Source organism: Vibrio natriegens NBRC 15636 = ATCC 14048 = DSM 759 (genome assembly GCF_035621455.1).
Classification (GTDB): Bacteria; Pseudomonadota; Gammaproteobacteria; order Enterobacterales; family Vibrionaceae; genus Vibrio; species Vibrio natriegens.
The window spans coordinates 706749-719886 of record NZ_CP141823.1 but is presented as its reverse complement, the minus strand read 5'-3'; the positions used below and the strand labels follow the sequence as shown (position 1 = coordinate 719886).

At 45.3% G+C, this 13138-nt stretch carries 12 protein-coding genes; 9 read left to right on the top strand and 3 right to left on the bottom strand.

Translation table 11 applies throughout. The features are described from left to right. Position 1 precedes the first annotated feature (1 nt). The 7 genes from VER99_RS17735 to VER99_RS17705 all read left to right on the top strand — a co-directional run bounded on the left by VER99_RS17735 (position 2) and on the right by VER99_RS17705 (position 8675). On the top strand, positions 2-1726 hold the full coding sequence (locus VER99_RS17735; protein ID WP_020334373.1) for a putative 2-aminoethylphosphonate ABC transporter permease subunit: 1725 nt from the start codon (positions 2-4) through the stop codon (positions 1724-1726). Between the two features lie 9 nt (positions 1727-1735). Beyond that, the gene (gene phnR / locus VER99_RS17730) at positions 1736-2440 is read left to right on the top strand and encodes a phosphonate utilization transcriptional regulator PhnR (RefSeq protein WP_014233583.1); all 705 of its coding nucleotides are present in this window, start codon (positions 1736-1738) and stop codon (positions 2438-2440) included. A gap of 67 nt (positions 2441-2507) precedes the next feature. Then, on the top strand, positions 2508-3410 hold the full coding sequence (locus tag VER99_RS17725; RefSeq protein WP_020334374.1) for an EamA family transporter: 903 nt from the start codon (positions 2508-2510) through the stop codon (positions 3408-3410). Between the two features lie 194 nt (positions 3411-3604). Then, positions 3605-5005: an FAD-dependent oxidoreductase gene (locus VER99_RS17720; RefSeq protein WP_020334375.1), complete on the top strand. Its 1401-nt coding sequence runs from the start codon at positions 3605-3607 to the stop codon at positions 5003-5005. A gap of 113 nt (positions 5006-5118) precedes the next feature. After that, positions 5119-6243, top strand: coding sequence for a M14 family metallopeptidase (locus VER99_RS17715; protein ID WP_020334376.1), 1125 nt, complete (start codon positions 5119-5121; stop codon positions 6241-6243). Positions 6244-6688: 445 nt separating this feature from the next. Then, a complete protein-coding gene (locus VER99_RS17710) occupies positions 6689-7654 on the top strand; it encodes an OmpA family protein (RefSeq protein WP_014233587.1) in 966 nt (321 codons plus the stop codon). A 151-nt stretch (positions 7655-7805) separates the two neighbouring features. Then, the gene (locus VER99_RS17705; RefSeq protein WP_020334378.1) at positions 7806-8675 is read left to right on the top strand and encodes a LysR substrate-binding domain-containing protein; all 870 of its coding nucleotides are present in this window, start codon (positions 7806-7808) and stop codon (positions 8673-8675) included. 123 nt (positions 8676-8798) lie between these two features. Here the strand turns inward: VER99_RS17705 and VER99_RS17700 are convergent, their stop codons facing one another. Then, positions 8799-10169: an L-serine ammonia-lyase gene (locus VER99_RS17700; RefSeq protein ID WP_014233589.1), complete on the bottom strand. Its 1371-nt coding sequence runs from the start codon at positions 10167-10169 to the stop codon at positions 8799-8801. Positions 10170-10321: 152 nt separating this feature from the next. Between VER99_RS17700 and VER99_RS17695 the strand changes: the two genes are divergently transcribed. After that, on the top strand, positions 10322-11170 hold the full coding sequence (locus VER99_RS17695) for a YdcF family protein (protein ID WP_024373019.1): 849 nt from the start codon (positions 10322-10324) through the stop codon (positions 11168-11170). Here VER99_RS17695 and VER99_RS17690 read toward each other — a convergent pair. Both VER99_RS17690 and VER99_RS17685 read right to left on the bottom strand, forming a co-directional pair. After that, positions 11145-11816 (bottom strand): hypothetical protein, encoded by a 672-nt coding sequence (locus VER99_RS17690; protein ID WP_014233591.1) that lies wholly within the window; start codon positions 11814-11816, stop codon positions 11145-11147. The two genes, VER99_RS17695 and VER99_RS17690, sit on opposite strands and share 26 nt — an antisense overlap. A gap of 213 nt (positions 11817-12029) precedes the next feature. Beyond that, the gene (locus tag VER99_RS17685) at positions 12030-12290 is read right to left on the bottom strand and encodes a putative hemolysin (RefSeq protein ID WP_024373018.1); all 261 of its coding nucleotides are present in this window, start codon (positions 12288-12290) and stop codon (positions 12030-12032) included. Between the two features lie 246 nt (positions 12291-12536). Between VER99_RS17685 and VER99_RS17680 the strand changes: the two genes are divergently transcribed. Further along, entirely contained in the window at positions 12537-13055 is a 519-nt protein-coding gene (locus tag VER99_RS17680; RefSeq protein WP_014233593.1) for an NUDIX domain-containing protein, read from the top strand. Positions 13056-13138 lie beyond the last annotated feature (83 nt).

Sequence of the window (13138 nt, the reverse complement as noted above, 5' to 3'; positions counted from 1 at the left end):
CATGGATGCAAAGACAATGACAATGAATAGCCTGACTACTCAAGACAAAGCGAAATCATTGGTGGGACGTATTAGCCGTGACAATCTCGTGTTGTTTGGATTGTTAGCGGCTACCTCGACGATGATGATCTTGTTCATCTTGATGCCGCTGTGGGCGATGTTGACTAAAAGTGTGCAAAACAGCGATGGGGAATTCGTTGGGTTAGCTAACTTTGCGAGTTACTTTTCTTCCTCAAGCCTGTGGGTTTCCGTTGGTAACACTTTTACGTTAGGTCTGGTTGTGACAGCGGTGGTTGGCTTACTGGCGTTTGGTTATGCTTACGCACTGACTCGCTCATGCATGCCGTTAAAAGGTTTGTTTCAAATATTAGGTACCGCGCCGATTCTTGCGCCGTCGCTTTTACCAGCGATCAGCTTGATCTTTCTTTTTGGTAATCAAGGTATTGCGAAAGAGCTACTTGGTGGCCACTCAATATATGGTGTTATTGGTATCTCAATGGGCTTGATCTTCTGGACGTTCCCTCATGCTTTGATGATTCTGACCACATCTCTGCGCACTTCGGATGCACGTCTGTATGAAGCGGCTCGCGCTCTGAAAACCTCACCAATGAAAACCTTTTTTATGGTGACGCTACCTGCGGCGAAATACGGTTTGATCAGTACCCTGATTGTTGTATTTACTTTAGTTATTACCGATTTTGGTGTGCCGAAAGTGATAGGGGGAAGTTACAACGTTCTGGCGACGGATATCTTCAAACAAGTGGTGGGCCAGCAGAATTTCGCCATGGGGGCAGTAACCAGCATTATGCTGTTGTTCCCTGCGGTATTGGCATTTGGCGCGGATCGCTGGGTGCAGAAAAAGCAAAAAAGCTTGTTTGATACGCGTTCTGTGCCCTATCAACCGGAGCCAAACAAAACGCGCGATGGTCTGTGTTTTTTATATTGCTCTCTGATTTCTGTTGCTGTACTCGCCGTGCTTGGTATGGCGGTTTACGGTTCCTTAGTAACGTTTTGGCCGTGGAACAAAGCGCTAACGCTGAATAACTACAACTTTGCCGAGATGAGCACTTATGGCTGGAGCCCGTTCTTTAACTCTCTCACTTTGGCGGGTTGGACAGCGGTGATTGGTACAGCAGTCATTTTTGTCGGTGCTTACAGCATTGAGAAAGGACGTGCTTTTGGTACCGTCCGTCAGGCGATGCAGATGCTGAGCGTCGTGCCGATGGCGGTGCCGGGAATGGTTCTGGGTTTGGGCTACATCTTTTACTTTAACGATGTGAACAACCCGTTGAATGTGCTTTACGGCACGATGGCATTCCTGGTTATTAATACCGTGGTGCATTATTACACGGTTGGTCACATGACAGCCTTAACCGCTCTCAAGCAACTGCCTTCAGAAATAGAAGCGACGGCTGCGTCGGTAAAACTGCCTCAGTACAAGTTGTTTTTCAAAGTGACGTTGCCAGTTTGTATGCCTGCCGTGCTGGACATTGCTACGTACTTGTTTGTTAATGCATTGACCACCACTTCTGCGGTAGTATTCCTATACTCAACGGATACGATCCCTGCTTCGGTATCGATTCTGAATATGGATGACGCGGGCCAAACAGGCGCTGCCGCCGCGATGGCGGTGATGATCATGATGTCAGCCGCAATCGCGAAGATCGTGCAGATGACGTTGGGTAAGTTGTTAGAAAATCGCACACAGGCTTGGCGTAAAAGATAAGGACACCTCGTGCAGTACGTAAAAATTAAAGATTCGATTGTTGAACAGATTGAAGCGGGCATGCTTTCGCCTCGTCAAAAACTGCCTGCGGAACGCAAGCTGGCGGAGTCGTTCGACACAACACGAGTTACGTTACGAGAAGCGTTGTCGTTATTGGAAGCCGAAGGGCGAATTTATCGCGAAGATCGTAGAGGCTGGTTTATTTCACCTGAGCCACTACGCTACGATCCAACCCAAACACTTAATTTCCCAAACATGGCGAAAGCGCAAAATCGCGTGCCTAAAACCGAGCTGATTGCGGCAAAAGGCACTCTGGCCAATAAGCAATCTGCGCGATTGTTACAGTTGCAGCCGTTTTCTGATGTCTATCGAGTCGACCGCGTTCGATATTTGGAAGACAGGCCAGTGGTGTATGTGACTAACTACATTCGCCCAGAGATCTTTCCCAATTTATTGAGTTTCGACCTTACCAACTCACTTACCGATATTTATCGTGAGCACTTTGGTGTGGTGTATCAAAAAACGCGTTATCGAATTTCTACCAGCACACTTCTTGGTGAAGTCGCGCAAGCGTTAAGAGCGACATCAGGTACTCCAGCTATGGTTGTTGAGCGTACTAATTACAACCAGCATGGCGAGTTGATCGACTGCGATATTGAGTATTGGCGCCATGACGCCATCAGTATTGAGTCCATTGCAGAGCTCAATCACTAACCTCCGCTTATCTCATTTTCAAAGGCTCCATCTCGGAGCCTTTGTTTTATCTCAACAGGAAACTTAAATGGATTTCTTGGCAATCGTGCTCGTTGTGTTTTCAGCAGTTTTGCATGCGGGCTGGAATATTCTGGGCAAAAGCAGTTCTGGGTCAGGCTTGGCATTTACGATGGCCGCAAGCCTGTCTGCGTGTGGCGTTCTTACTCCTTATTTGATTTGGTATTTGACGACGATCGGTTGGGCTTCACTGCCCGCAGAATTCTGGGGAATGTTGACCTTTAGCGGGCTGGCGCAAATTGTTTACTTGGTCGGTTTGATCATTGCTTACAAACATGCCGATGTTGGTGTGATTTATCCGATTGCCCGCGCTTTGCCAGTCATGATGGTTGGTGCATTCAGTGTTGCACTCGGCCATGCGCTTTCGTCTCAACAATGGCTTGGGTTTGTGTTGATCACCTTTGGCTGCATCTTGGTACCGTTGACGCATATTCGCCAGGTCACTTTGGCTTCTTATCTTAGTGTTGGTGTGTTCTGGGCGCTGATCGCTGCAATTGGCACGACGGGTTACTCTTTGATGGATAAGGAAGCTTTGAACCTACTCACTCAGCAAGTTTCGGCTGTTATTCATGATCAATATAGTGCGATTTTCTATCTTGGCGCGCAGTTCTGGGCTATGGGCTTACCTGTTGTGCTTTGGTGTCTGATCACTGGCAATCTGTCAGAGTTACTCAAGGCATGGCAAATTCGAAAAAGTGCGAGCATGGCTGGTATTATGATGGCATCGACTTACGGATTAGTGCTGTTTGCGATGACGATGACTGACAACGTGAGCTTAGTTGTGGCTCTGCGCCAAATCAGTATCGTCTTTGGTTTGCTGATGGGCGTTTGGCTGCTTGCTGAGCGGTGGTATCTCTCCCGAGGGGTTGGTGTGGTACTGATACTTTGTGGTCTGGTTTTGACTTTCTATTGAAACGATGGCTTATATGCCTTGGTCATAAATGACGCGTTCACTATTTTTACTTGCCACACCGCGCAACTTTTTCTATCGCTGAGCGATAGATTTTCTAGCTCGTTGAAAATACGCATCGTTTGTAAAGTGAAGTCATATCTAAACATGACTGATGACTTTCACTTTTCGACTTTGAATTTTAAATGAGGATACGTATGACTCACCCTTCTTACTGGTTTAAGCAAGCGCTCGAAATCGAAAACCCTCAACCTGCTGTTGCACTAGCTGACGATCTTGAAACTGATGTACTCATCGTTGGTGGAGGCTTCACTGGGATGTGGACAGCGATAATGCTTAAGGAGCAAGCTCCGGAAAAACGCATTACTGTTATCGATAAAAGTCTCTGCGGGAGTGGGGCTTCTGGAGCGAATGGCGGGTGCATGCTGACCTGGTCAACCAAATACCCAACCCTGAAGCGTCTTTTTGGCGAACAACACGCCACCTGGTTGGTACAAGAGTCAGAGCGGGTCGTGCTTGAAATTGACGAGTTTTGCCGACGTTATGCGATTGATGCTCAGTTGTCGTTAAAAGGTGTGTATTACACCGCGACTAACTCAGCACAAGCTGGTGGAATGAAGCCAGTAGTAGATGAATTAACGCGTCTTGGAGTAAGTAGCTGGCGAAAATGCAATGAGGATGAACTGCAAGCGAACACTGGCTCCTCGGCTCATCTCGAAGGGTATCACTCACCTGTTGCTGCGAGCGTACAGCCTGCATTGCTTGCCAGAGGGCTGCGTCGGGTGGCGATAGACATGGGGATAGAAATTTACGAAAACACACCGATGGTTCAACTGGAATATGGTCAGCCAGCGATCATTCGCACGCCACAAGCAACCATCAAAGCTAAGCAGGTAGTGTTAGCGCTTAATGCTTGGATGGTTGAACAGTTTAAACAGTTCCGGAACAGCATCGTTGTGGTCTCCTCTGATATGGTCATCACGAAACCGTTGGGTGATGAGCTATCTCAAAGTGGATGGAGAGCAGGTTCCAGCGTTTTGGATTCTCGTATTTTTGTTCATTATTATCGAGATACACCGGATGGCCGTCTGATGCTTGGAAAAGGGGGGAACCAGTTCTCCTTTAACAACCGAGTCGACACCATGTTTGGTAAGCCAACTCAGTATCAAAACCTGCTTAGAAAGTCGTTTGATAAGCTCTTTCCTGATTTGAAAGCGAGCGATTTTGACTATTCCTGGACGGGGGGCTCAGACCGTTCCACAACGGGTTTTCCGTTTTTTGGCCAACTGGATAACCAGACTAATATTTTTTATGGATTTGGTTACTCTGGCAATGGTGTGGCGCAAACCCGGATGGGAGGCAAAATTCTCTCGTCTTTGGTGCTTGGGTTAGATAACGACTGGGCTCGCAGTGGTTTGGCTAAAGGTCCGTTGGGCCACTTCCCACCAGAGCCACTTCGCTGGATTGGAGCCATGACTGTTCGTAATGCCGTTCGCCGAAAAGAAGCAGCAGAAGATAACGAAGAGAAAGTTAGAGTTTGGGATAAATGGCTGGCAAAACTCGCAGGACCAGCAGGCAAAGCCGATAAGCTCGACTAAACTGATGACTTCAGCCACAAACAATAAACTTTGAAGTGAAAATAATAGGGGGACACTTTAGCCCTGTGTTAGCCTCTGTCTTTCAAGCTCAGATTCAAAAGGTGAGTAATAGAATGAAAATATTCAGCAACTTCGATAGCGGTAGCATTCACGTAGTGAAAGCGGATGATAAAAACGACATCCAACTTAAGATCCCCAACGATAACATGTCGGAATTCTACCAATGGTTCCACTTCCGTTTAGAGACTGAAGCTGAACAGTCACATACCATTAAGTTGTTAGACTTGGCGAAATCTGCTTACCCAGAAGGATGGCAAGGCTACGATGTCGTGGCATCTTATGATCGTGAAGAGTGGTTCCGTGTACCTGCGGACTTTGATGGCGATACGCTCACATTTACGGTTATTCCAGAACGTGGCTCAATCTACTTTGCTTATTTCGCGCCTTACACTTACGACCGTCATCTTGATTTATTACACATGGCACAAAGCGCACATCATTGTCAGCTGGAGACTCTAGGTCACACGGTGGATGGCAATGACATGAGCCTGCTGACTTTTGGCGAGCCAGACGAGGGCAAAAAGAAAATTTGGATGATCGCACGTCAGCATCCAGGCGAAACGATGGCAGAGTGGTTCATGGAAGGCATGATTCAGCGTTTGCTGGATGACAACGATACAGTCGCGCGAGCTCTTCTTGAGAAAGCGGTACTTTACGTTGTACCAAACATGAACCCTGATGGCGGTATTCGTGGCCATCTGCGTACGAATGCGGTCGGTGTAAACCTAAACCGTGAGTGGCAAACTCCTTCAATGGAAAAGAGCCCAGAAGTCTTTTTAGTCCGCCAGCGAATGCTGGAAACTGGTGTCGATATGTTCCTGGATATTCATGGAGACGAAGCACTGCCATACAACTTTGTCGCGGGTTCTGAAGGCATTCCATCTTATGATGAAAGTTTGGCGGCTCTGGAGCATTCGTTTAAGCAAGCGCTGCTCACCATTACGCCAGAGTTTCAAGATGAAGTGGGTTACGATAAAGACGAACCTGGTAAAGCAAACTTAACTGTTGGATCAAATTGGGTTGCAGAGCAATTTAAATGTTTGTCTTACACCATAGAGATGCCATTTAAAGACAACAATAACCACCCTGATCCGCTGTATGGTTGGTCACCTGAACGTAGTGTGCTATTTGGCCAAGATGTGTTGGCAGCAACGTTAGCGGTTGTTGACAATATTTAATTGGTTTAGTTCCCTAAAATCAATCGAACACATAAGCAGTTCATCCTAGATGAGCTGCTTTTTTGTTTGTATCTACTTGTCAATTGGTAAATATTTCCATTCGATCAATGCCTTATAAATAGAATCTTAATAATAAGAAATTTACAAATTAATGTGAATTTTGTCACACATTTAAGGAAAAGATATGATATTCTGCGCACTGAGTTGATTATGGCTATATCAATGCAGATGCATTATTTTTTCTCATGCAAGTGGTTAGAACACATGCGTGAATATGAATGATGACATGTTTTTTGGCATTGGTGATGAACACCACATTTACTTTATTCCGGTGTTATTTAGCTAGGTTGTCTCAAATAATAAAGAGAAAGTTGCTGCCTCATATTGATAACGCACTCCTTCGCGTTTGATGTGTGGCTCGGTATACAACAAATAGGAAAAAAGAATGAAAAAAATTGCTTTTGCAGTGGCTACTGTACTTGCTGGTGGTGTTATCTCTAACGTTGCGCTTGCAGACACTTACATCGGCGGTAAGCTAGGTTACAACGCTCTTAACGACGCGTGTTACCTGGATACCTCATGTGATGATGATAGCTTTGCAGCGTCAATGCATCTTGGCTACAGCTTCAATGACTACATTGATGCAGAGTACGGTGTTGATTACTTAGGTGATTTCAAAGCAAACTTCAACAAAGCAGGCAAAAACACCGTTGATGGCGAGCTTTGGGCATTGACTCTAGCGCCTAAATTCAACCTTCCGTTGACGGATTCTTGGAACCTGTTTGCGAAAGTAGGTGCTGCATACATGATGGCTGGTGACGAAAAAGACTTCGTTCCTACAGGCTCTCTAGGTGCTGAATACCAAATCAACTACAACTGGAGCCTACGTGCTGAATACCAACGTTACCAAGATATGTCTGACGACATCATTGATGACATGGATGCAGACTACTACGGTATTGGTTTTAACTACAAATTCGGTTCTGAGCCAGTGGTTCAGGAAGAAGTGGTAGAAACTCGTCCGGCAACAAACATTGTTGAGCATGTATACCCAGCACAAACTACAACAGTACAATTTGGTCTTGAAAGTGCAGAAGTGAAAGATACTTCAGCATTATCTGAGACAATTAATGTAATGAACACTTACCCACAAGCTCAAGTAGAGATTACGGGTTACAGTGATACAACAGGTACTGCTGAGTACAACCAACAGCTTACAGAAAAACGTGCTCAAGCGGTTGCTAACGAGTTCCAAGCTCAGGGTATTACTGCAGAACGTATGACTGTGAAAGGCATGGGTGAAGCAAACCCAGTTGCTAGCAACGATACACGTCCTGGCCGTGAAATGAACCGTCGTGTAGAAGTCGTTGTTCCAGAATTCAAATACGAAACGACTGAACAAGCAGAATAATTTGCTGTTTTAGTCAACGTATCTTCAAAGCCAGCGCATGTCGCTGGCTTTTTTGATTCTGGAAGTAGCAACTGGATAAAATAGCAACCCTTTCATCAAATTGTCATCGTTGTTTCATAGCATCTTTCACTCAGCGTAATTGGAGAATGCTATGCAAAACCTGCCGCCGCTCAATTCCCTTAAAGCATTCGAAGCAACGGCGAGGCAACTGAGTTTTACTAAAGCTGCACAAGAGCTGAGTGTTACCCGAGCCGCGGTCAGCCAACAGGTAAAATCTCTGGAGCTTCTGCTTAATGCGACGTTATTCGAGCGTAAAGGCTCTCAATTGGTACTTACACAAGCCGCAAAAGAGTATCTCCCTGTGGTAAGTCATGTTTTTCAAACGCTTTCTGTGACTACTCAGCATTTGTTTTCTCGTCAGAACACCGCGCAGCTTAACTTACATGTCGCTCATAGCTTTTGTTCACAATGGTTAATACCAAGGTTGGCTGACTTTCATCGTCAGCACCCCGAAGTGTCTCTAAAAATATCGACAACAGCCAATATTGTGCCTAACGCCAGTGCTGTTTCTGATGTTGAGATCATTAATGGTTATGGGGATTGGTTGTCACAGGACTCGATTCAACTGACAGAAGAACATTGGATTGTTGTTGCGAGCCCGGGTTTCTTGCACCTGAACCCAATTATCGAGCTAGCTGATCTTGCGAAGGCACCTAAAATTTCCACCAGTGGTTATCATGAGTCGTGGCAAGTTTGGATGAAATATCAAGGTCACCAAGCAAAGTTCACTAATCCCGTTGCAGAGTTTGAGCACTCACTGCTTGCGATTCAGGCGGCGATTAATCACTTCGGTGTGCTTTTGGTCAGAGACTTTCTGGTCGAGGATGAGCTCGCTCAAGGTACATTAATACAGATAGGCTCCTGGAGCATGCCTAGCGAAGGTGCTCATCGGATGATTGTCAGAGGGACAGACAAACCACATGTACAAGCCTTTACCCAGTGGTTACGTCAGAGTATCTAACCAGTATTCGGGAAACGGTAACGGATTAATTGTCCTATCCCAGGTTTTTGCTAGATATCTAAATAGAAAAATACCGCGATTAACGCGGTATTTTTTGTTTCTGCTTAAGCTGCGACGCTGCGCTTATTCACATGGTGGTGCCATATGGATTACCGCTAAACCACCCAAAGAAGTCTCGCGATATTTCTTGTTCATGTCCTTGCCCGTTTGGTACATGGTTTCGATAACTTTATCCAGAGAAATTAGGCACTTGCTTGTTCTCTTTAATGCCATTCGGGATGCGTTAATCGCTTTCATTGCACCCATTGCATTTCGTTCAATACAAGGTACCTGAACCAGCCCACCAATAGGGTCGCAAGTCATGCCGAGAGAGTGTTCCATTGCAATCTCTGCAGCAATACAAATTTGTTCGTTGCTACCGCCTCGCAGAGCCGTTAAGCCTGCTGCTGCCATAGACGAAGAGACACCTACTTCACCCTGACAACCTACTTCGGCACCGGAAATAGAAGCATTGGTTTTGTACAAAATGCCAATTGCACCTGCGACGGCGAGGAAGTCCTTGAGCTGTTTGATGTCTAGCTCTTTGATAAAGCGGTGGTAATACATTAACACGGCAGGAATAACGCCCGCTGCGCCGTTCGTAGGAGAAGTGACGACTTGTCCACCTGCGGCATTTTCTTCACTCACTGCGAAAGCAAACAAGTTAATCCAGTCCATGATCTCCATTGGATCATTTTCAACCGCTGCGTTTGCTTCCAGTTTCTTCAATAGGTTCGGAGCTCGACGTGTGACATTGAGTCCGCCTTCCAGAATACCTTCAGTATCAAAACCACGCTGCATACACAGAGACATCACTTTCCAGATCTGTTCCGCTCTTTGGTTGACCTCTTCTTCGTCACGAAACGCCAATTCATTCTGAAGAATCATTCCACCTAAACTAAAGCCGTTTGCTTCCGCTTTCTCGAGCATCTCATCGGCTGATTTAAATGGGAATGGGACTTCAACCTCAGCTTGCTGCGCACCATTTTCCAGCTCGTCTGCGGTTGCAATAAATCCACCACCAATGGAGTAATAAATCTCGAACGCAAGTTGTTCGCCAGATTCATCTAATGCAGTGATTGTCATGCCGTTTTCATGCAAAGGGAGGTTTTCGCTATGAAATACGATGTCATGATCGTAGCTAAAGGTAATTTCGCGAGTTCCGGCTAGCAATAAAGTATTGGTTTCGATGGTATGTTGAAGTGCGCTTTTCGCACTGGTCATTTTGATGTTATCGGGTTTATTACCCATTAAGCCCAGTACAGTGGCTCTGTCAGTATGGTGACCTCTGCCGGTTAGTGATAACGAACCATACAAGTCTACTTGAACCCTATGCACTTTCGCCATAGAGTCTTGAAGTAACTGAGTAAAGTTGAACCCGGCGAGCATTGGACCGTTAGTGTGGGAACTTGAAGGTCCGACACCAACTTTAAAAATATCGAAAATCGACAGCATTATTGACTTCCTTTAGCAGTGGACCTTTCATAGGTCTCTAGAGTATGACTGTTAATCGGATGTTAATCCCTAGGAGGCAGTTGGCAAAGAAGATTTTTATATTATTGCCAACTCAGGCGCTAAGCAGCCGAGAAATTAATAGAGATCGTAGTATGAAATTAGACAATGTGGTTATTGTTCTCGGTAAGCGTCTCGTCAAGAACAAACTAAGCCCGGAAGGGATTTCAAGAGTGCAAGCGCTCGTCAGTTCCCTTGGCTCATTGTCTGTAGAAAATACGGCAATCTTATTTTGTGGCGGCAAAACTCAAGGGCAAGATATCGCAGAGGCGGATGCGATGTTCAGTTATTTCCAGACACTCAATCATTCACTCTCACAGCCATTCCCGAAAAGTCAGATTCTAATTGAAAATCGTTCTTTAAATACCTTTCAGAACATGAGGTATGCGGCGGAAGAGTTGTGTCATAGCGGCTTATTTCAGGCTGCTGAGTATCATCAATTCCCGATTAAAGTGACCCTTGTTTCTAACGACTATCATCTGGAACGAATTATAGAAATTCAAACCTTAATGGATGAACAGGGGTTATTGAGGGTGCTTAAAACACAGAGCGCTTCAATGGGGCTGGAGCTTAGTATTGCTTTAGATATTGATAAGCACATTAGCGTGCCATACCCGCATCATGGAGCATCAGCCCAAGCGTTTTTACTGCTTGATGAGCTGACAACCTACCGAGTTTATTTAGAAGGCGCGATTCGCGGAGTGTTTAGCCGAGGCTTAGCTGCTGTAAGAGCGAAGCCGTTGCATATTGCTCAAACCGCGATAGAAAAACTAGAGATGCTCCCTCTAGACCATGAATCCTTGCAGAATATTCAGGAAATAAAAAAGGCCGTCGCAATGACAGCCTTTGATGATAATTTAGACGTGGTTCAGCAAGCTTTAGATATCATACACCCGCTCTTAACCGCAATGAACCGAACTATCGATCCTGAGTCTGCGCTTTAATTTCACCACGGGTGCGGAATGCGCTCAGGGCAATCAAGCTGTAGCACAGTAGCTCAATCCCTTCTTCAGAGATATTTTTCACGTCGCGAACGTAGCTTTCATCCATCACATGGCGCCAAAAGCTGCCCATTCCGTAAAGACGTGAAAAAACAAGCAATAGCACAACTGAGCCGATTAATAGCTTCATGTGTGGGTTTTTTAGGATTCTCGCCATCTCATTCACGCTGCCTTTGCCGCCTTGATAGGCTTTCGCACAGGCTAAAGCAGTAACAGTTAGCGCAGGAAATACCCAAGAACCGTGATGAATCATATCCATCCAGTAATCCATTTCACGAATCATGAGTACAGCAAAAAAGCCAGAAATCAGGATTGCAGCGTGTTTCAACTCAGGAGTATGTTTCGATAAGCTGAAAAATGACCATGATGCAATTGCCAGCATGACTAACTGAAGTGATTCCGTAATCGATAACTCACCCAGACTTGAATCTAATACAACGTAATCGAGGCGAATACTTAGATTAACAACAATGCTGATTGCAACAATCATCAATGCACTCAAGCATGCGCGATAAATGGTGCGCTTTGATTCATCAGTGATGACGTTGGTTTGTGCTGCTTCGGTCTCTTTAACTATTTGTGCTTTCATTTTGACCACCCACTCCAGAAATGTGGAAAAACCGTGAATTTATGTGATATTTGTCTCGAATTTTATTGTCCGGTTGGAAAGTTATGTCATGAGATTGTCAGGAATGTCAGAGGGTCCGTACAAAATGGACAAACTAGTTTCAGTAGCACAAATAAAAAAGGAGCCATGTGGCTCCTTATTACTGAATTTCGTTTACGATAAACTCGTTGAAGGTTAGTAGTCCTCACCCTCTTGATGATTTTCCCGATAATATTCCCATTGTTCAGCGCGTTCATCATCTGAAAAGACACAATAGGTTACACGTTCACCGTTCTCTGTAACGGTGTCCAGTTCTCCACCTTGTTGAACACAATATACAGATGCCGGATTTGCTACGGATGTGTATTCAGTCGAGCGTGTTGCGTTATCGTAAGTGGAACAACCAGAGAGCCCAGCAGCTACTGCCATAGTTATTAGTAAACTTGTCTTATTCATTATTGATCTCCGCATGGGATGGACGAGTATTGTATTGATTATAGGCAACTTTCGTCAGTTCATGTCCTAACGATGTTAAAAGTATGAAGGCGAGGCAGGTTGAGAGATTCAAATAAGATCTTGATCTACTTCCCTAGGTTATGAGGAACTTTAAATTAGAGTCAGATAGACGCTCGGAATTGTAACTTGGGAAAGTAAGACAATTTAGGTAGTATGCGCGCAAAAGCATTCACTACGGAATCCTCAATGAGACACTTAAAATCAACGGTTCATCCAGATATTGATCATCTCGACGATAAAATCATTTTTAAGCGTAATGCTGCACGGGCAATCGTGCTTGATGGTGAGAATGTATTACTGCTCTACACGGAGCGCTACCATGATTACACGTTACCTGGTGGTGGAATTGATGATGGTGAAGATATCATTGCCGGATTGGTTCGAGAGTTAGAGGAAGAAACTGGGGCAAATAACATACACAGCATTAAGCCATTTGGTCTTTTTGAAGAGTTTCGACCTTGGTACAAAGATGACGCCGATGTGATGCATATGATCTCTTACTGCTATACCTGCAAAATTGATCGTGAGTTAGGCGAGACGGCTTATGAGGATTACGAGGTCAAGAACGGTATGCGTCCTGTGTGGATGAACATCCATGAGGCGATTGCACACAACGAGCAAACGATGGCTGAGAGCCCGAAAAAGGGCATGAGTATTGAGAGGGAAACCTTTTTACTGCAACTGATCGCCAAAGAGCTGCTTTAACTATCCATACGCTTGCGCAGCGCAATGTCGGTGCGACTTTATAACGTTAGCCCAATAAAAAAGTCCGAGCTCCCCCCCGGAAC